Origin of the sequence: Candidatus Thiodictyon syntrophicum, from assembly GCF_002813775.1 — a bacterium.
Classification (GTDB): domain Bacteria; phylum Pseudomonadota; class Gammaproteobacteria; order Chromatiales; family Chromatiaceae; genus Thiodictyon; species Thiodictyon syntrophicum.
In genome coordinates, this window is record NZ_CP020371.1 from 266568 (window position 1) to 286516 (window position 19949).

The following is a 19949-nucleotide window of genomic DNA, read 5'->3' on the forward strand; positions in this document are numbered from 1 at the left end:
CCGACCCGTCACCGCGCTGGGGCGTGGGCGCGCACGGGCAGGCAGACGTCATCCCAGCTTGCTACTGGCGGCTCGCCCGCTCCGCCAACAGCGACAACGGCGGGCCTTGGGTTCGCCAATGACGCGGGGCTCCCACGCTACCGGAACCGCGCTCGGCATTCATGCAGCCTTGCCGGAAGGACACGAGCTTCTCGGCCGCGTCTTGGCAGGCCCGGTACCTACGGAAGCCGTAAGAGTTTGGATCTGCTGTCGTTTCGGCAATTGGCTCCAATGCTAACAGGTAAAGAGCCTGCATGGCCCTATCCTTCATCGTTGGAATCCCTAATGGACGCTTCTTTCCGTTTGCCTTCGGGATAAGCACCCTCCGCAGCGGTTGAGGCTTGTACCCCCGCCGCCGCAGTGACATGACCCCTCTGGCCTTTGATTCCGGGTTGCGCCATACAACCTTGTCAACACCCGGAGTCTTCTTTCCCTTGTTTGCGGTCACTCGTTTAACCGCGATGGCCTTACCCGCGAACGAATGGGTTAAGAGCCAGCTTAGGGCTTTCACCTTGTTCCAGCGCCCTTCCTTTACTGCCTTTGCAATACGCGCTTGCAGCCGACGTACCGTTTGGTGAGCTTTGACCCAATTGATGTCGTGCCAGCCCACTTCGCAGTCGGGGGCTGCACCAATAGCAGATGCTATCGTCATTTGCTTTGCCCCGTTGTTTCGGTTCTACAAATTCTCTTGCAATCCAAGACCAGTCGGAAGTCTGCCCTCTTTCGAGTGGAATAATGTTTCAACCCCTATCCAGGCGGTTACGGCCCGGCATTCGCTTTCTCCGACATCCTATACCCGCATGTCCAACAGCCTCTCTGATGATTGGCCTGCCCTTGCGGGCGAAGATACGGGTTTACCATGTTCCGCTTTGGTGACGACGAGAGTTTAGGTGCCAGCTTTCTCCCGGTGGATCGCCATCTTCGCTTGACAACCATTCAGTGCCAAGACCTGTCCACTTACCATTTTGGTCACTGCCTGTCAGCATCTTTGGCAGTTTCGAAATAACGGGATTTACCACTGATTCACATAGGTTCACCATACTCTCAAGCCTAGCCCCCTAACGCACGATGCTAGCGTCGTTGGTTCGCCCTCGCGGGTTCGCCTTCTCCCTTACGGGATGGGTTACATTGTCAGAGCAGCTTCACACGGATTCGTTACCGATTCCGCGTGTGCCCTTAGTTCTACTTTGTTAACTTGAATTCTGGCCGCTTTTCAACTAGCCTGGCTAGGCTATCTTGTAACGCCGCTCGATATCGCTACGCCGTTGATCATGCCTGACCGCCATTTGTGCAATACGCTTTTCAACCATAGCCTCATCCTGCGTTAGTAACGCGATAATCATCAGCCGAACGTCCCGGCAGCTTAATAAAGGGTATTCAAGTTTGTGCGTAATACGCTCTTTTACGATAAAGGAGAGTGAGAGCATGACAAGTGCCATATGATGGTGCCAGGCATTCCATTTCCTAACTTGATAATCAGACATCCCGATTTCGGATTTAGCCTCCTGAAAGGCACGCTCCACCCAATATCGTTGGGCTTGCATGTATGCTAGCCTTTCAATCGGTGTCTCCATGTAGTCAACGTTGCTTAGCGAGTATTTGATCTTATTGTCGGCCAGATTTCGGCTTATTACCAAGACTCGCTCTATTGCACGATCACCTTTGCCATCCCAGACCCACACTCTTTCCGCATGAATTGAGAGCGTCAACGGCCCCTTAACCGCATCGCGAACTGTAACGTTTCGCCATGCATGAGAACTTAGAGAAGTGCCATAGTTCTTCACCGTTATGGGATCTATATCTGTTTGTGGCTTCGTCGGTTGGCGACCCGGCCCAGGCTTCTTCTCAGGAACTGAAATCGTTGGTTCAACGGTATAAATTAGCTGATTGCAATGAACGTCGAAAACAAACGTTAAGCCCATGTTATCTATAGCATTACTTAATTCCCATCCATGTCCGTAGACGCCGTCTCCACCGACCCAGCCAAATTCCACGCCTGCCGCCATATCTGCTGTCACCATATCGAGCGCCAGTTCCAGCTTGGTCTTGAAAGCACGCGCGTCAGGAGGTATGCCCGCTCTTTCACAACGCTCTGGATTGCTGGTCCATGACTCTGGTAGAAAGAGGCGACAGTTAACCAACGTGCTGTGACACTGCCAAACTAAGCTCGCGTAGACGCCAACCTGGCAGTTATCCACTTTTCCGACCACCCCAGCATATTGTCTGGAAACACCCGCCGAATAGTTGCCTTTCTTTAGATGTGCGGATTCGTCAATAATATAACCGACGTCACGAGAGCGATAGTCGTGTTGGTCGGCATACAGATCAGATGTATTTTGGGCAACTAAGCGCATGACTCTCTCTGAAGACCAGGGGGAATCCGTGATAAAGTGTTGAAGCTGCTGATAGCTGTTATCCGGCATCTCGATCTCTTCGTTAAGGCGTTCGATGTTACGCTTACCAGACTCTGTTTTCAGAAGGCCGTTGATGTAACCTCGACATAACTCATAACCATCGGAAGTTTTGGTCAGAAAGCATTCATGATAGCCTTCAAGATGATTTGATAGATGCTTTACTATCCTTTTCAAAGCATAGTCCGGTTGACCATAGTTTGTTTTATTCACCAGGCTTCTCTTACACGCTCCGAATATATTTTTACCGCTGCTAAAATTATATCAAATTCAATGGCCTATTGCAATTTAACAAAGTAGAACTAGGGGAACTCCGTTGGAACAATCACACAACAAAGCGACTTTCATGTCGCACAAACGGGATGTCGTCATCGTAGAACGGCGCCGGCTCCGACTCAACTGGGGGCACCGGGTCCCGCGCCGGTTCGCCGTGACCCTGCGAGCGTGCGCCGCCGGTCGGCTTGGCGGACGTTGTCACCACCAGCGAGTCGCACAGCATGGCCCAGGACTCGCGCGGCTCGCCGTCCACGGGGGTATAAACGCCGCGCGTCATGCGCCCCAGGGCGGCGACCATTTGTCCCTTCTGCGCCCGCTGCAAGGTCTGCGCGGCGGCACCAAACGCGAGGAGACCCACCCATAGGGTTTCCGGCGCCGCCGCATCCCGGGGCGTGACATCGACGGCGACCTGGACCGTGGTCATGTCCTTACCGCTCTTGGTGGTGCGGGCCACGGGATCGCCACCCAGGCGACCGTACAAATTGGCGATCAGGCTCATGGGGTGGGCTCCTTGGTTGACGGCGCTCTTTGGTGATTCGTGCCCAGCCCCTTGAAACTGGGGGCGCGGCAGTGGGATCTGAACAGTGAGAACGAGGCCCTGGCGCCGCTCGCGCCGGGCGAGACCTCCTCGCGCGGTATTCAGCCACGGTTGAGGGTCGACGGTGGAGCAGCGTCAGGAACCTTGCGGCCGGGTGCCGGGCTCCAGGACCGCGTGACGGCCGCGCCGCCTGTGAGGACCTGACCAGGCGTTGCCGGTATCGCCGGCGGACCGCTCCCGCGAGCGCGCCCGCGGCCACCGACCTGCAGGAACATGGGGCCTGACCTGACCCTCCTTGCCGCCCGCTCCGGCGCGGTGGACCCGGCGTTGGTTGGACAGGGCGGGCGGCGATTTGGTCCTCACCCGGCGCGGCGTGACCATGACCGGCAGGTGATAGACCAGGTCGCGCATCACCTCGAAGGCGGCGGAACCTGGGCCGACGATGATGCCGGCGCGAATCCCGGTCACCGGTACCCGCCCCCGGCGCAGCACCTCGCCGGTCTCCCGGCGGGAGACGATGTGCTCGGAATCTGCGTCTTTGGGGACCAGGCCGCCCAGGTAGCAGACCCGCTCCACGCCGGTCCTCGCCGCCGCGGCAGCGAAACGGGCCGCGGCCCGCAGGTCCAATTGGCCGGAGTTGCGGCCTGCGTCCATGGAGTGGACCAGCTAGTCGGCGATTCCGACGCCCTCCAAGGCGACGGGAAGGTTCTCGGGGTTCAGGGCGTCCGCCACCACCACCGCACCGCGCCAGCCCCGCGCCTCCAGCACCCGGGGCTGGCGGGAGGAGACGCGCACCGGCACCCCCGCCGCGAGGAGCCTGGGGACAAGATGGGTGCCAAGGTAGCCGCGACCGGGACCGACCGGCCTGAGTCGAAGGCGCGCAACAGCATTCCCGTCAACTCCGGCAGGCCGCCCAGCGCCGGCCGCCGCGGTGTGAGTTCGGGGGTGAAGCCCTGCGCGACCAGGGCGTCGCGCACTGCCGTGCGCCCCGTGATCAGGTGCACCGGGACCTCCCAGGTTGCACCCTCGCCGCTCACCGCGGCCGCCGGCTGATGGTCCCCCAGCACCAGCAGCACCAAGTCCAGGTCGGGCCTCAGTCGCAGCCAGCCCGCCAGCACCTTGAACAGGTAAGCGAGCGAATCCGCATAAGCCGGACCGAGGTCGGTGAGGTCGGGCCGTTGCGCAAGGGCCGCGGTGATCTGCGCGGGCTCAAAGGGATTTGCTGTCAGCATGCGCCCCCAGTCCGGCTGGTAGGGCGGGGTAGGACTGAAGGGGATGTGGGAGTTGATGGTGGGAAAGACCGCAAGGCGGGGCCGGCCGTCCGCGCTGGTCAGGTCGGCATCCAGTCGGGCCAGGGCGAACTGGTCCGGGATGCGCCACCAACCCAGGGCCGGACCCCGATAGTCCAGGGCCGCTGCACCCAGGATCGTCGCGTATCCATAGAAGGCCCCCTCGGGCCAGGCCTGGCGCAGCCCCGGCATGACCGCCAGGGTGCGGTAGCCGGCTTGGGCGAAGCGGTGGACCAGCGTTTCCCTCCGCTGGGTCAGCAGCAGATCGTAGTCGGCGCCCTCGGCCACCTCCACACCGGAGAGGAGGCTGGCGTGGGCGAGCCAGGAACTGCCCCCGAAGGTCGGGGAGCGGACGAAGGCCGAGACCGCCCCGCGCCCCGTCTGCGCCACCGCGCCCGCCAGGTCGGCCCGGCTGGCGGCAAGGGCCCGGGCGAGGCGCGGCTGATCGTAGGTCACCGCGCCGTAGGACTCGGCAAACACCATCACGACATGGGCGCCCTGCACCTGCGCCAGGTCCGACTGCATTGGCGGACTCGGCGGCAGCGCGCGCGGCCCCGTCCCCAGGGCCTTGAGCACGAAGGCGGCCTGCTGGGCATAGGTCTTGGTCACCGGGAGCGAGAAGGCGTACTCCCAATCCACGCGCGGGCTCAGCACCCCGGCCAAGTAGGCGGCGGCCACGGCACCGCAGAGCACCGTCAGGACCCGGCGCGGGGCGGGCTGGCCGACCGCAGCGCCGACCTGCCGCAGGGCCCAGCGCAACAGCGCATAGACGATCCCCAACAGGAGCGCCAGACCAAGCGCGCCGCCGAGCACCAGGGGCACGGGCGCCGCCTCGATCAGCATGGCCGCCACCCCGGGCAGGTGCCGGGCATCCCAGAAGAGATTGATGGGGCGGCCGTAAAGGGCCGGGGCGGTGACCGCGGCGTAGCGCCCGACCGCCAGCAGGGTGAGGAGCACGGCGAGCCCGGCCAGCAGGCGCCGGGAGGGCGGGCCCCAGACCCGTGCACCCAGTGCAAGCGCCAGCACCAACAGGGCGATCTCCGCGGACAACTCGCGGCGGACTTCCACCCAGGGAGTCGGCCAGTGGTTCTGGAAGCTCAAGGCGGTGTTGAGCAGCACGAGCGCGGCAACCAGGGCCAGCCAGCGCCATATGGCCGGCCGCCGCGGTTGGGAACCGGCCTGCGCGCTACCGCGATCCGGCATCGATCGCTGCCCCACGCTCGTGCGCATCGCCCACCCCGCCTGGGTCCCGGCCGCGCTGGTGCATTTGCGGTGTGTCCCGCGGGGTCATGGCGTGCCTCCGGTGGGCGGGTCCAGGCCAGCCTGCCGGGCGAGCCGGAGGGTGTCGACGGCGAACGAGTAACAGAGCAACGCCAACCCGACGGCCGCCACCGCCGCACTCCAAACCGGGGGGAGGAGCGGTGCCAGGGCCAGGGTGAGCGTCAGCACCTGAACAACGCAGATCGCCTGCCGCCGCCGACTGGGGGGCAAGGGATGCCGCAGCATGGGCCACCGGTAACCCGCCGCCACGAACAGGTAGCGCAGCAACCCCGCGGCCAGCACCCAGGGCCCGGCCTTGCCCAGTGACCACACGAGGATCGCCAGCACCGCCACCAGCAAGGCGTCCACCTCCATGTCGAAGCGTGCGCCGAAGGGGCTCGCCCAACCCCAGCGCCGCGCCAGGTGTCCGTCCAACCCGTCGAGTCCCGCGGCTGCCAGGGCCAGCAGCAGGGCCGTCCAGGCCACCGCCGCAGTTCCGACCTCCCCCACCAGGCCAGCCAGCAGGGCCGTGAGGACGGCGCGCACCAGGGTCACCTGATTGGCCGGGCCGCAGCGCACCTGCGGCCGGTGCAGGGGCAGGAAGGCGGCCATGATGGCCAGGACCAGCCCGAAAGCCGCGAGCGACTTGATGAGGAAGGCGTCGCCAAGGCCGAGCGCGGTGTCCAGACCCGACCCGAGCGCGATGAGCAGCAACAGCCCGGCGAGGCCGTTGCGCACGGCGCTGCCAGTGAGCCCCGCGCTCAACGAACCCGAGTGATCGGGGCCTCGCAGTCCCACTCGCCCTCCCGCCTGATCCGCCGTGGCTCGCAATCGAACAGGATGTCCTCCCCCATGCGGAAGATGCGGCAAGGGGGGCGCATACAATCACCCAGGGACCTCGTGGCGGGGAGGGTGACCCCGCGGCGCCCCTCGCCGATGAACAGCGGTGCCACCGTGACCTGTAACCGATCCAGGAGTCCGGCACGCAGGAAGGCGGAGACGGCGATCCCGCCCCCCTCGATGAAGACCCGGCGCAGCCCGCGCCGATGCAGTTGTGCCAACAGGGGGCGAAGCTCCAGGCGCCCGTCCAGCACTGGAGCCCCGATCACATCGGCCTGGCCGTGACGGCCGGACCCGGTCAGTGCGTCTTCACAGACCACCAGGGTCGGTGCAGCGCCGTCGCTGAAGACCCGCCGGTCCACGCCAAGCCGACGGCTGGGGTCAAGCACCACGCGCACCGGGCTATCGCCGGGGACCAGCCGGGTGGTCAGCCGCGGGTCGTCGGCAGCGACGGTTTCTGCCCCGACCAGGACCGCGTCGCACAGGGCCCGCATGCGGTGCAGATGCAGGATGTTCGCGGGGCCGGTGACGAAGCAGGAATCGCCCCGGCTGGTGGCGATATAGCCGTCCAGGCTCTGCCCCAGGTGACCAACCGTCAGGGTTGGATGGGTCTCCTGCGGCAGGATCGGCAGATAGAGATCCAGCAGGTCCCGGATCCCGGCCGGGCACCCCGGTGCCGCGGCCCAGCCGTCGCTGGGGCACCAGCGCAAGAGCGCATCGCGGCTGTCCAGCTCCACCGTCCGCAGCCCCGCCGCGGCGGCGGTGAAGGCGGTCGTCCGGGGCGGCAGGGGACCTGAGCGCGCCAGGCGGGAGGCGGCCAGGATGGCCGACCAGGCGACCGTTTCACCCCGCGGATGCGCGGGCTGGGGTAAGGGGGCAAGGCGGGCTGGCTGCATTAGTGGTCCTGACGTATCAGCCGCCCGTGGGGCCGGTCTGCAGGTCGACTCCATTGGAAACGGGCCAGGCCCAGTGACCGGCTCAACCGAACAGGCTCATCCGCGCCATCACCCGGTCGCGCTTGACCAGCCAGTGTCGCAGCGCGCCGGCGACGTGCAAAACGATAAGACCGAGGATCGCCCAGCCGACCACGCCGTGGACAAAGAACAGGGTCTCGCTCTGCGCCTGGTCCTTGCCGATGAGTCCAGGCAGGGTCCAACCGAAGAATTGCACCGGGTAGCCGCCCGCCGCCGTGGCAAGCCAACCGATGACCGGCATGGCCACCAGGGCGACGTAGAAGAGGCCATGGACGACGCGGCTGGCGACGTGTTCGGACGTCGCCAGCGGCGGCCGATAGGGTGGCGCGCCAAGGCTGACCCTGAGCCCGAGGCGCAGGATCATCAGGGCCAGGATCATGACTCCGAAGGTCTTGTGGTAAGCGTACAGGGCGTTGGTTGCTGCGCCGCCGAAGGTCTCCTTGACCCCGTCGAAGCCGAGGAATCCCAGGGTCATGCCGATCGCCAGGACGCCCAGCACCAGGATGACGATCAGCCAGTGCAACAGGCGCTGCACCAGGGGATAGCGGTCGGTCTCAATCATGATTCCCCTCGTTGGCCCACGCGGCGCGCTCGGCTGAACGCCAGCGCTAGAACTGGTTACCGGTTTGCGGCTTTCAACCTTCACCGCTCCCGGCTGCCGGAACCCGGCAGCGCCTTTGAAATCATTTGGGCAGCAGCAGGGCGTCCTGGTGACCCACCCGGATGCGCGAGCGCCGGCCATCGATCCCGGCCTGCCGGACCGCTCGCCACTGTTGGATGGATGCCTTCAGCGCCTTGCGCTGCGAGCCCGGGTGCGCGTCGGTCTGTGCCAGCGCGGCGGCGGCCCAGCCCTCCGTCAGGGCCGACTGGATCCCGGTTTCATGGGGGTCAAGCAGCCAGTCGCTATCCGCCAGCTCCACCGAAAACCCCATCGCCTCCGCCAACTGCGCCAGCCGTACTGTCGCGCCGGGCCCGAGGGCGGGACCAAACCCCTTGTCGCGACGTTGGTGGGTGTTGACGAGGCCGATGACGCGCGGGTCGAGGGGGTGCCCAGGCTCGATGACCACCCGACCGTCGTAGGTCAAGGCCAGCAGCAGGGGCGCACGGGCGGCATGACAGCGCCCGATCAGACCCGCGAGCCAGGGCTCGGAGACGAGATCCAACAGCGCCGAGGCGGTTACCAGGGTCCCGCGGTCGAGGTCGAGGGCCGCGGCACCGCGCGCCAGATCGAGCGTCCGGGTGTGAATCTCCCAGGGAGGCGCTGGCCCCTGGATGCGCAGCCCGTCGGCCTGCGCAGCAGTCGGCAGACCCAGGCCGCCCGCCCACTCGGCAGTCCGGCGCGGCAGGGCGGCGAGCAGCTCCCGGTCCCGGTCCAGACAGATCCAGCGCTGTGGCACGTTCAGGCAGGGCGAAAGCCGTGGGGCCAGATAGCGCAGATTGGCCCCGGCGCCGCAGCCCAGGTCCAGCACGGTCAGGGGTGCCGTCGGATTGTCGGCCTGTTGCGCGCGCTGCGACAGCCAACCGGCAAGGCGCTGCACCAGGTGCGCGCAGCGGGCGCGGGTATCGGCCGCCTCGCGCAGGGCCAGCCAGTCCGCGCTGAAGTCACCCACGCCGGACCTCCTCGCAGGCGGCAGCGAAGGCGGCAGCGAAGGCGGCGGCGGCCTGCGGCCAGGTCGGGAGCCGCAGACCGGCGGCGCGGGACCCGGCGGCGAGCCGGCGGCGCAGGCCCGCATCCGTCAGCAGCCCCCGCAGCGCCGCGGCGAGGGCCGCGGGGTCGTCCGGCCGGACCAGGACGCCGGCCCCCGGAGGGACGGTCTCGGGCACCGCGCCGGACCGGGCAGCCAGAATCGGCACACCCCGGGCGAGGGCCTCCGCAAAGACCATCCCGTACCCTTCGAACCGGCTGGCCAGCACGAAGAGGTCGGCCTGCGCATAGTGCCGATTGAGCTCCCGCCGCGCGAGGACTCCGCGGAAGCGCACCCGCGCGCGCAACCCCAGGTCGTCGCGCAACCGCGGCAGGGTGCCGGACCATGCGGGGTCCCGGTCGGTGGCGCCGACGCAGTCGAGTCCCCAGGGGAGGTCGGCAACCTCCGCCAGCGCCCGCAGCAGGACATCATGGCCCTTGCGCGGGACCAGGGCACCGACGCTCAGGAGGCGCGGCTGACCATCCGGCGAGCCCAGGGCCGCCGGTGCCGGGTCCGTCCCGGGCTCCACCACCCGGATGCGCCCTGCCGACACCCCGTACGCCGCGAGCAACCGCGCAGTGAAGCCGCTGGTGACCAACACCAGCCGCGCCTGGGCCAGGGCGCGGGTCTCGGCTTGGCGCAGCGCCGCGGCCCGTTCGGGCGGGACCCCGGTTTCTTCGGCCAGGGGGTGGTGGACCAGGGCCACGAGCCGGAGACGCTCGCCCTGCGCCTGCGCCAGCTCGGGGAGTGCGCCGAAGGCGAGCCCGTCCACGACGGCGAGGGCCGCATCGGGGATGGACGCAAGGACCGCTTCGGTCTGTCTCAGGGCCGCCTGGGTCGGCACCGGAAAGCTCGCGTCCAAGACACGATGCTCTACCCGCCAGCCCAGCCCGGCCAGGCCGGCTATCATGCGCCGGTCGTAGCCATAGCCCCCGGTGGGGGTGTCGAGGTCCCCGGGGATCAGGAACCACAGGCGCCGGCGCGCGGCAGTGGGCGGGTTCAGACCGGCAGCTCCGCCTCGTAGGCCGCCCAGGCGAGGTGCGACTCGCGCAGGACCACCCGCAGGGAGCCGAGGCCCCGGGCGGCATCGCCCAGCTCACCGGCGCGGATGCGCGCGACCAGGCCCTCGAAGATCTGCCGTGCCATGAATTCGGTGGTGGTGTTCTGGCCCCGAAGATCCGGGTGCTCGTCCAGGTTGCGGTAGTCGAAGGTCGCCAGGACCGCGCGCAGGGCTTGGCTGGCGAGGCCGATATCGACCACCAGGTTGTCGTGGTCCAGTTCCGGTCGGCGCAGTTCCAGGTCCACCACATAGGTGGCGCCGTGGAGCCGCTGGGCCGGGCCGAAGACCTCACCGCGGAGGCTATGGGCGATCATGACGTGATCGCGTACGCACAGGCTGTACATGGGCGTCGTCCTCTATGAGTAGCGAATGCGGTGCATCAGGGTGTCGCCGGGGTCGCGGGCCAGGCGCGCCTGGACCGCCGGCAGGTCGTCGAAAGCGTCCTCGCCGGTGATCAGCCGATCGAGGACCGGGTCCGCCAGCAGCGACAGGGCCAACGCCATGCGCCGGCGATGGTCCCAACGCGCCCGCTGGGCGGTGGCGACGCTGCCGACCTGGGACGAGCGGATGGTCAGCCGGCGCCGGTGGAAACCCTGGCCCAGGGGGAGTGGGACCTCGCGCGTTCCGTACCAACTCAACTCCAGCACGGTCGCCTCGAATCCCGCGATCCGCAGGCCCTGCGCCAGACCCGCCGGGGCACCGCTGGTGTGGATGACCAGGTCCGCGTCGGGGGTCGCCTCCGGCGGCCCCGCAAACCCGACCCCGAGGGCGGCGGCGATGGGGGCACGCCGGGGGTTCAGGTCGATCAGCTCGACCTGGCAGCCGGGGATGCGTCCCGCCAGCCAGGCGACCAGGCAGCCGAGGGTGCCGGCACCGATGACGGCGATCCGCTCCCCGAGACGGGGGCTGGCGTCCCAGAGCCCGTTGACCGCGGTCTCCAGGTTCGCGGCGAGCACCGCGCGCCCCGTCGGTACCTGTTCCGGTAGGAGGTGGAGCGCCGCCGCCGGGACCCGGTAGCGGGTCTGGTGCGGATGCAGGCAGAAGACCGTCCGCCCCAGCAGGTGCGCGGGGCCTTCCTCCACCACGCCGACGCTGCAGTAACCGTACTTGACCGGCCCGGGGAAGTCGCCAACCTGGAACGGCGCGCGCATGGTCTGGTACTCACTCGGCGGTACCTCACCGCGAAATACCAGGGACTCGGTCCCGCGGCTGATGCCGCTGTAGCGGGTGCGCACCAGGGCATCCCCGGGGGCGGGGTCCGGCAAGGGTTCCCGGCGCAGCTCGCCCCGGCCGGGCTCGGTCACCCAGAAGGCGCTGGCCTGTCCCGGGGGCGGCGTCAGCCCAGCGGGTGAGCATGTGGGTCCTGTCTGTCGTCGATCGGTCATAATGAAAATCGAAATCAGCGATGGGGCCGATCGAACCCTGCGCGGATCCGCAGGCCCGGTCCGCAAGTCGGTCCCGCGGGGGGCAAATACCAGGCCCCTCTGCGGCGAGCCCCTGACCTGGGACAGGGACCGATGCGCCAGGATACTCCCGGCGACCCTCATCATTGCCCCGGCCGCACCAGCATGTCTGCCCATGGCTCGGATGGAGTGACCCGCCAGGGGCGCGCGGCGCCGTTACGCCCTCCTCCACCCAACCTGAGGTTGCAAGGCCCATGACAACTCACATCGACCCCCAAAACAGATGCATCAGATTCTCCGAATATTAGAGTAATGTGATGCGATTGCCCTGAGCGTTATCCAGGATGACCGTGCAACCACAGCCCCCTTTAGCCCGACTCCATGACGAGATCGACGCGCGTGTGCGAGACATCCGGGGGGAGCATCCCGACTGGCCGTGCGGCAAAGGCTGCGGTAATTGTTGCCGGACGCTCGCCGACGTACCCCAACTCACGGCCGCGGAATGGGACCTGCTGCGCGCGGGCCTCGCCGCGCTCGCGCCGCAACCGTTGCGGGAGATCCGCCGGAACCTGGCGGCCTTGGTTGGCCAGCGGTCACGACCGGTTGTCTGCCCGCTCCTGGACCGGACGTCCAACGCCTGTCTGGTCTATGCCCAGCGTCCGGTGGCCTGCCGCACCTACGGCTTCTATGTGCAACGTCACCTGGGGCTCTATTGCCATGGCCTCGAAGCCCGCGTCGCCGGCGGCGCCTTGGCAAACGTGGTGTGGGGCAACCACGCTGCCATTGATCGCCAACTCGCCGACCTGGGCGAGCCCCGTGCATTGACCGAGTGGTTCGAGCAATGGATAGCCGAGATTGCGATAAAGAAAGGACATCAGGATTTTGTGGCCATAGTTACGGGTCGCAGTAACGATGAGATCCAAGTGCTTGGGGTGCTGAAGGATCGTAGCAAACAGACCGTAAAGGAATTCTTCTCAAGTATTCCCAAGCGGTTACGAATATCTGTGCGGTACGTCTGTTCCGATATGTATGATGGTTTCATCAATGCCGCTAAGGAAGTGTTCGGGAAAAAAATTCGGATCGTTGCGGACCGCTTTCATGTCGCTAAGCTCTATCGTGAAGGACTCGAGAATCTACGCAAGAAAGAATTGAGACGTCTTCAGCGAACACTTTCGGCAGTCGATTACAAGAAATTAAAAGGTGCAATGTGGGCGTTACGTAAGAAAGAAGCAGATTTGACAGACGAGGAAAAAGCGATCCTGGAAAAACTGTTTGAGTATTCGCCGCGATTGAAGCAAGCTCATCTATTTCGTAACCAACTGACAGCGATCTTCGATAAACATATTACCCGAGCCCAGGCGAAGCATCTACTCAATGGTTGGGCGGCCCGTGTCAAGCGTAGCGAGGTTCGCTTTTTTGGATGACCAGCGCCAGCCAGGCAATGCCGCTGCCGGATACCACGGTCTCCCTGTTGGAGGTCAGCGGGCTGCGCGTGCACTATGACGGGATTCAGGCCCTGCACGGCGTCTCCTTCAGCGTGCCCCGGGGGCAGATCGTCACCCTGATCGGTGCCAATGGCGCCGGCAAGACCTCGATTCTGCATGCCATCTCCGGACTGACGCCCTACAGTGGCAGCGTCACCTTCGCGGGCCACGACCTGCATGGGGTGCCGGCCCATCGGATCGTCGGCCTGGGTATCGCCCAGGTGCCCGAGGGACGGGGCATCTTCGGCAACCTGACGGTGCGCGAAAACCTGCGCCTGGCGACTTGGCAGCGCCGCGACCGGGAGCGAATCGAGGAGGATTTCGAGCGGGTCCTGGTCCGCTTCCCGCGCCTGCGGGAGCGCCTTGGACAGGCCGCGGGCACCCTGTCCGGCGGCGAACAGCAGATGCTGGCGGTGGGGCGGGCGCTGATGAGCCGGGCGAGTCTGCTGTTGCTGGACGAGCCATCCATGGGCATGTCGCCGATATTGGTGCAGGAGATCTTCGCCATCATCCAGGAAATCAACCGGGAGGGCACGACGGTCCTGTTGGTGGAGCAAAACGCCAACATGGCGCTACGTATCGCCTCCCACGCGCATGTACTCGAAACTGGTCGCATCACCCTCGCCGGCAGCGGCCAGCAGCTCCTGGGCGATCCGCGAGTCAAGCAGGCCTATCTGGGGACAGCCCTGAAGCATCACTCTGTCGCCGGCTGACTAACCCGGGTCAGGCAAATCGACGCTGATGCAGTACGGTCGTCCGCGCCGATCGCATCGAGCCAATCCGGCGGTTTTCTCTGCACGCTGACCGCTTATACGGTGGTGGGAGTGAAGCCAGGCGGATAATGCTATATTCTCAGCGGCTTCACCAGCACTGGCGGATGATCCCTGGTCAATGATCGAATTGCAGCCGTAGCTGGGCGCGGCCATCGCGTTCACCCTGATCGACGCGATCGGCCAGTTTTTGGATCAGCATCCCGGGCAGCGTCGCCATGGCCTCAGCGAGCGCCGCATCATCCGCGTCGGCGTCCATGAGTGCCTGCCAGTCGACCGCTTGGGGCGCGGCAAACTGGATGCCTGGGCCAGGATAGTCCAGCGTCAGAATCAACTTGTACTCGTCAAAACTGGCCAACAAGCGCGCCGGGCCCGCGAGCGCCCGGGCCTGGTTAAGGGTCTCCAGTGCCTCGCCCACCGCGGTACCGGCGCGGGCGATGACCTCCGGGCGCGCCCCCCAGTCCGCCCCGCAGTCTTCAAGAAACCGAGTTGCCTGCGGACCCGGCCGCGCTTGGTCCAGCAGGAGTTCACGGGAACGGGAGACGCCGATACGGAAGAGCAGATTCAACCCGATCGCAACCATGGTCCCGACCACCAGCCCCGAACCGAGAATGGGTTTAAGCTCCGGGGATACCGACGCCGTCAGTCCCGGGACCATGAACACCGCCGTACCAGCGGCCAGACCCAGTCCGACGACCGCTTGCCGCCGACTGTTGAGCATCCGCGACATAATCAATTGCGCGCCGGAGACCATCACGTAGCCTGCGGTATAAATCAGGATGGCACCGACGACGGCGGGCGGCAGCAGGATGATGAACGTGGCGATCTGGGGCAGGCAGGAAATCGCGATGAGCAGCACGCCGGTCACCATTCCCGCGCGCCGTGCGGCGACCCCGGTCATATGGGCGAGGCCGAGGTTGGCCGAGGAGATGCAAGTGGTTAAGGTGCCGGCGAGGCCGCAGACGATGTTGCACAGTCCCATGCCGTTCAGCAAACGGCCGATCATCGGGAGATCAGGACGCCGCCATTTTTCATTATTCATCTTGTCAATCACCACCCCGCCCCCCACCGCGTCGACGGCATTGATCACGAGGACCAGAACAAGGGGGATGATCGCCGCCGGAACCCAGGTGGGCGTTGGCGGGATGTAATTGCCAACCGGTAGCGAAAGCGGCGGCTGGATCGCGACCTTGGCCATTTCTGCGGCGCCAAAGTCGCCGGTCAGTACCGCCACGAACATCCCCGTCGCGGCACCGATGATCAGGGCCAGCACACGAAGGCGGGCCCCCGTCCAGACTGAGACGGCGACCAATGATCCCAGGGTGGTCGCAGCGATCAGTATTGACGTTGGAGCGATGCCACCGCGCTCGAGCCCGATAGCGCGTTCTACGCCACCCGGGATCAGGCTCATGCCGAGCAGGACCAACAGCGTTCCGGTCACCTCGGGCGGAAAAAGGACTTGCAGCCGGGGCAAAAAACGTCCCAGCCCAATAACGACGATACCCCCTGCCAAGAGGCCGCCCGCCGCGGCACTCGGGCCATGGGCGTTGGTCACAGCGATGAACGCCATCATCGTAAAGGGGTCCGGGATATGCACCAAGAGGTGGCCCGCGCTGACCCGGGTGGTCAAACTGTTCAGCAGGGTACCAAGACCCATGACGACCACCGACAGGGATACGAAATCCCGCAGCGGCGCGTCCGCAAGACCGATGCCTTTGCCGGCAATAACGACATAGATCAACAGCATCAGTGCCACCAGCATATGCTGTATACCCACTGCCAGAACCGTGGGTAGGGGCGGTGTTTCCTGGGCGATATACAGCATATCGCGAGGCCTCTCCCGCTTTGCGTCAACAAAGGGAGGCAGAACACGATCGAAATGCTTTCTCCAGTTCATCGGAGTCTCGTTCGTTCGGGGCCAACAGTGGCCCAACATTGTGCCGCCACCCGCCGTCCCCCAAGGTCACCGCACGCACGCGCGGGTATGCTGGCGTGTGCAATCTCCTCCAACTCGGGGCGGTCTCAGCAGTGCCGCTGCCGGCGGGTGGGATTGCAGCCCCTCGTGGTCGTGCTTGCGGCTGAGACATACTTGACCGATCATACCATCCTTGGCCGCTGCGGCCAGCGGTTCCCGCGGCCAAGCAAAACCGCACTGCGAACAAGTTATCAAAATGCAGAACGCAGACCCACCGCCAGCAGTCGTCAACAACATTTTATTCGCAATGTCGGGCGGCCGCGCAGGGATTGCACCCGAACGCCCTCGCGTTGTCCGCAAGAGCAGTGGACGAGCGGCCGTGCCGGACCTGGGCGCTCGACGCGATGATTACCCCGAGACCTGACATGGACTGGCACAATGCGTTCGACCGCCTCTTGCCGCCGTTTGCCGAAGGCAAACGCGAGAAGCCGCGCGATATGCTCTATCTCGCGTCGGATCGCCCGCCCTGGTCGACCACCCTGAGCGTGAGTATCCAGCACGCGATCATGGCGCTGATGCTGTTGATCTACAGCATGATCGCCGGTCAGAGCATGGGGCTGGCGGGCGCTCAACTGCGCGACTTCTTGGCTCTTGGCATGCTGGTCATGGGCCTGGGCACCGTGCTGAATGGTCTGACGACGCGCTTCAGCGCCGGCCATCTACTGATCAATCAGCAGGGTCCTTTGAACATCACCATATTCATCGCGGTCGTCGAGTTCTCCGGGCCGGGCGCCGCCGCCGGCGGGGTTCTGGTTTATGCACTGATGATGTTGATTCTTGGGCGTTTCTTGCCGCTGCTGCGGGTGCTGTTTCCGGCTGAAGTGAGCGGCGTCTTGTTGGTGCTGCTGGGCATGGGCCTCGTACCGGTTGGCATCCGGCGGGCCTCCGGTCTGGCGGCGGGGACCCTCAACCCGCTCGACCCCAGCGCCGTGCTGATCGCTGCGGTCACCCTCGGGACGATCTTCGGCTTGGCGGTGTGGTCCCCTGGCCGCGCGCGAATCCTCGCATTGCTAATCGGTGCCGCCGCCGGACTGCTGGTGGCTGTCCTGACCGGTGTGCTTGGCAGCGCCGAACTGGCGCGGGTGGCGGCGCAACCCATGTTTGCCTTGCCCGGCGAGTATTACCGGCCGGCACCACCGACCTGGGTCCCGGCGGCAATCGTCCCTTATCTCTTGGGATCGATTATGGCGGCCGTGGATACGGTGGGTTCCGGCGTGATGATCGACAAGATGAATAATGAGCGATGGCGTAGACCCGATCTGCCGATGATCGGTCGGTTACTTAATGGGCTGGGCCTCTGCCACCTCTTGAGCGCTTTGACCGGCACCATCGCGACCTCGATTTCTTCGGTCAATCTGGGGCTGGCGCATGTCACCGGGGTGGCCGCGCGACGGGCCGGGGTCGTGACAGGCCTGCTGTTGATCGCGCTGGCCTTACTGCCCCAGATCACTGCCTTCGTGATCCTGCTGCCGGCACCGATCGTTGGGGCGATCCTGATCTACACGGCCGCCTATATGATGGTGTCGGGGGCAGAGTTGATCCTGTCGCGCCTGCTCAATGCGCGACGTCGCGCCACCGTGGGGCTGGGTCTGGTGGCCGGCACTGCCGTATTCATGGTCCCGGAGTTGACCGCCCAAGTGCCCTTGGCGTTCAAGCCTATCCTGGGCTCGGGCCTGGTCGTCGGGGTGTTTTGCGCCATGCTGTTGAATTTTATTTTTCGTATCGGTGTTTCCCAGCAAGGCGAGTGTGTGCTCGATGGTGCCGGCCCGCAAGCGCAAGCCACCCGCTTTCTGGAGGACCGCGGGGCCGACTGGGGGGCCCGCCGCGAGGTCATCGGACGGGCCGGCCTGGCCGTCGGCGAGGCCCTGGAGGCCTTGCGCACGGCCGGCGTAATAGCCGGGCCAGCGCGGCTGGTTGCCCGATTCGATGAATACACCCTGAATTTGCTGATAGACTACCCAGGCCAGGCATTGCATCTCGCCGCCATGCCGGCGATGGATGCCCAGGCGCTGCTCGACCTGGATCAGGACGAGGAGGCGTTCGAGGCGGCGATGGCGACACTCTCGGGGGCGCTGATCCGCCACCTGGCCGACCGGGTCGAAACCCAGGAACAGTTAAATCGGGGGCAATTGCGGTTAAGTTTCATTCATTGATGCCAGGATATTCGAACTTTCAGCTTCAGATGACCGTTATTTTCGCTGACATCCTCGGCGGGCTTGGGCTGTTCTTCATTGGCATCAAGCTGATCGGCAGCCATCTCAAACAGGATGACGCACTGACGGCCCTTGACCTGGTGGAACGGGAACAGGGCCGACTGCTGAACTGTCTCCCGGCCTATCTCAGCGCGGCCGATATGGAACGTACCGGGGAGCTGGCGACACCCATCCCGGCCCTGCTCCAGGGCAACCGGGCCCTGGCCGGTCAGATCGCCACCTTCATTACCGAGCTGATCAACCGCCAGCAGGACCGCCTAGCCTTGGACCGCATGCTCAATCTGCAAAGCCGTAATCGCCTCATTGATGATTTGCGCGAGGGCGTGTATGAACTCGACGGGTTGCTTGCGCGTACCAGGCCCACCGCCGCAAGCGGCAACCAGGCATTGGAAAGCAACATCACCGAGGCCTTGCACTTCCTCTTGCTGGCCCTGCACTTGTGTCCTTTGTGTCCTGGTGGTGCAAGCGGTCTTTCTAGGTGAGCTGCCGCTCGGCCAGTCGGGCGAGTACCCCATTGGTCACCATCAGCGCGTCATAATTCTCTGCCTCGACGATGCGTCCGCCCGCCAAGACATAGATGCGATCGGCGTGGACGACGGTACTGAGACAGTGGGCCACCACCACCCGTGTCACCCCCAGACGCTCCAGGCTATCGGTCACCACCGCTTGGGTACGATTGTCGAGTGCGCTGGTCGCCTCGTCGAGCAGCAGTATCTTGGGCCGGCCCACGACGGCCCGGGCGATCATCAGCCGCTGCATCTGACCGCCCGAGAGTGCGCCGCCACCTTCGAGGATCACCGTCTGCATTCCCATCGGCATCTGGCGGATGTCCTCCGCCAGCCCCACCCGCTGCGCTGCCTCCCAGGCATCGTCCAGGGTGCCGCCGGCGGCGCCGACGATATTATCGAACAGTGAGCCCGGCATCGGCTCGGCGTTCTGCATCACCACACCCATCTGGCGGCGAATGGCGGTGGCGTCGAGGCTGGCCAGGGCCTGGCCGTCGAAGAAGACGCCGCCGTTCTCCGGCGTCTCGAAACCCAGCAACAGCCGCAGCAGCGTCGATTTGCCTGATCCGGAGGCCCCGACCAGGGCAATGAACTCTCCCGGGGAAACCGCCAGCGACACATCGTCCAGGATCAGAGGTCCTTCCGGGGCGTAGCGGAAGTGCAGTCTGGTTGAGGGCCGCCTGCCAGGCGCCGATCCGTTCTGCGGCCAGTTGATGGCGGCGGCCTTGGGCAAAGAGACTGGCCCAGCGGGCGAAGGCGCGATCCTCGCCGGCCGCAAGCCGGATCTTGGTCTCCCCCAGGATGAGTTGCAGCAGGCTGTTATTCAGTTTGCCGGTCAACTCGGCCAGGGGACGTTCCTGGCGCAGGCGCAGATAGCCCAGCAGCATGCTCAGTACGCAATAAACGCTGATGAGCAGCGCCGCCCAGAGCGCCAAGCGGGTGTCGTAATAGAACATCAGCGCGAAGCTGAAGATGCCGCTCAGGATCGCATTGACACTGGCGGTGGATGCCAGGGTCTGGATCTGGGTGATGGCCATGACGCGGGTCGCCAGGTCGCCGGCGGAATAGCCCTGGAAAAAGCTCATCGGCAAGCGCAGCATCCGGTCCATCGCGATCGAGGCCCTGGCGAGTGCCCCCGTCACCGACATCAAGTCCTTGAAGGCATGATTGCGTGTGGCCTCGGTGGCGACTCGGCGCGCCTGCAGACGGTTGTATTCGTCGACATT

14 protein-coding genes and 4 pseudogenes are annotated in these 19949 nt (G+C 65.3%); 4 read left to right on the top strand and 14 right to left on the bottom strand.

What is annotated here, in order from left to right; all coding sequences use genetic code 11:
- Positions 1-193: 193 nt before the first annotated feature.
- From THSYN_RS30535 to THSYN_RS30585, 11 genes and pseudogenes are all read right to left on the bottom strand, one after another.
- Positions 194-691 (bottom strand): annotated as a pseudogene (locus THSYN_RS30535) (reverse transcriptase N-terminal domain-containing protein); the annotation flags it as partial.
- 574 nt (positions 692-1265) lie between these two features.
- Positions 1266-2663, bottom strand: coding sequence for an IS701 family transposase (locus tag THSYN_RS30540; RefSeq protein WP_157817576.1), 1398 nt, complete (start codon positions 2661-2663; stop codon positions 1266-1268).
- A gap of 112 nt (positions 2664-2775) precedes the next feature.
- On the bottom strand, positions 2776-3225 hold the full coding sequence (locus tag THSYN_RS30545) for a single-stranded DNA-binding protein (protein WP_100922847.1): 450 nt from the start codon (positions 3223-3225) through the stop codon (positions 2776-2778).
- A 369-nt stretch (positions 3226-3594) separates the two neighbouring features.
- Positions 3595-4110, bottom strand: a pseudogene (locus THSYN_RS30550) (NAD(P)H-binding protein); the annotation flags it as partial.
- A 1730-nt stretch (positions 4111-5840) separates the two neighbouring features.
- A complete protein-coding gene (locus THSYN_RS30555) occupies positions 5841-6578 on the bottom strand; it encodes a CDP-alcohol phosphatidyltransferase family protein (protein WP_100922848.1) in 738 nt (245 codons plus the stop codon).
- On the bottom strand, positions 6575-7549 hold the full coding sequence (locus tag THSYN_RS30560; RefSeq protein ID WP_100922849.1) for a RibD family protein: 975 nt from the start codon (positions 7547-7549) through the stop codon (positions 6575-6577). The genes THSYN_RS30555 and THSYN_RS30560 overlap by 4 nt, the downstream gene beginning before the upstream one ends.
- 82 nt (positions 7550-7631) lie before the next feature.
- Entirely contained in the window at positions 7632-8189 is a 558-nt protein-coding gene (locus tag THSYN_RS30565; protein ID WP_100922850.1) for a cytochrome b, read from the bottom strand.
- Positions 8190-8310: 121 nt separating this feature from the next.
- Complete coding sequence (locus THSYN_RS30570; RefSeq protein ID WP_100922851.1) at positions 8311-9237, bottom strand: class I SAM-dependent methyltransferase; 927 nt, start codon at positions 9235-9237, stop codon at positions 8311-8313.
- Entirely contained in the window at positions 9230-10222 is a 993-nt protein-coding gene (locus THSYN_RS30575) for a glycosyltransferase family 4 protein (protein ID WP_100922852.1), read from the bottom strand. The genes THSYN_RS30570 and THSYN_RS30575 overlap by 8 nt, the downstream gene beginning before the upstream one ends.
- A gap of 89 nt (positions 10223-10311) precedes the next feature.
- Entirely contained in the window at positions 10312-10716 is a 405-nt protein-coding gene (locus THSYN_RS30580) for a 6-pyruvoyl trahydropterin synthase family protein (RefSeq protein WP_100922853.1), read from the bottom strand.
- A 12-nt stretch (positions 10717-10728) separates the two neighbouring features.
- Complete coding sequence (locus THSYN_RS30585; RefSeq protein ID WP_236849010.1) at positions 10729-11757, bottom strand: zinc-dependent alcohol dehydrogenase; 1029 nt, start codon at positions 11755-11757, stop codon at positions 10729-10731.
- A gap of 362 nt (positions 11758-12119) precedes the next feature.
- Here THSYN_RS30585 and THSYN_RS37075 point away from each other — a divergent pair, with 362 nt between their 5' ends.
- On the top strand, positions 12120-13199 hold the full coding sequence (locus tag THSYN_RS37075) for a transposase (RefSeq protein ID WP_157818057.1): 1080 nt from the start codon (positions 12120-12122) through the stop codon (positions 13197-13199).
- A complete protein-coding gene (locus THSYN_RS30595) occupies positions 13196-13972 on the top strand; it encodes an ABC transporter ATP-binding protein (RefSeq protein ID WP_236849011.1) in 777 nt (258 codons plus the stop codon). Before THSYN_RS37075 ends, THSYN_RS30595 begins: the two co-directional genes overlap by 4 nt.
- Positions 13973-14147: 175 nt before the next feature.
- Here the strand turns inward: THSYN_RS30595 and THSYN_RS30600 are convergent, their stop codons facing one another.
- Positions 14148-15854 (bottom strand): uracil-xanthine permease family protein, encoded by a 1707-nt coding sequence (locus THSYN_RS30600; RefSeq protein WP_157818058.1) that lies wholly within the window; start codon positions 15852-15854, stop codon positions 14148-14150.
- A gap of 515 nt (positions 15855-16369) precedes the next feature.
- On the opposite strand from THSYN_RS30600, the gene THSYN_RS30605 reads away from it, so the two are divergent.
- On the top strand, positions 16370-18157 hold the full coding sequence (locus THSYN_RS30605; protein ID WP_157818059.1) for a solute carrier family 23 protein: 1788 nt from the start codon (positions 16370-16372) through the stop codon (positions 18155-18157).
- A 29-nt stretch (positions 18158-18186) separates the two neighbouring features.
- The gene (locus THSYN_RS30610; RefSeq protein ID WP_100922856.1) at positions 18187-18699 is read left to right on the top strand and encodes a hypothetical protein; all 513 of its coding nucleotides are present in this window, start codon (positions 18187-18189) and stop codon (positions 18697-18699) included.
- Here THSYN_RS30610 and THSYN_RS30615 read toward each other — a convergent pair.
- Together THSYN_RS30615 and THSYN_RS37550 are read right to left on the bottom strand one after the other, a co-directional pair.
- Positions 18692-19420 (bottom strand): annotated as a pseudogene (locus tag THSYN_RS30615) (ATP-binding cassette domain-containing protein); the annotation flags it as partial. The gene THSYN_RS30610 and the pseudogene THSYN_RS30615 sit on opposite strands and share 8 nt — an antisense overlap.
- Positions 19421-19448: 28 nt before the next feature.
- Positions 19449-19871 (bottom strand): annotated as a pseudogene (locus tag THSYN_RS37550) (ABC transporter transmembrane domain-containing protein); the annotation flags it as partial.
- Between the last annotated feature and the right edge of the window lie 78 nt (positions 19872-19949).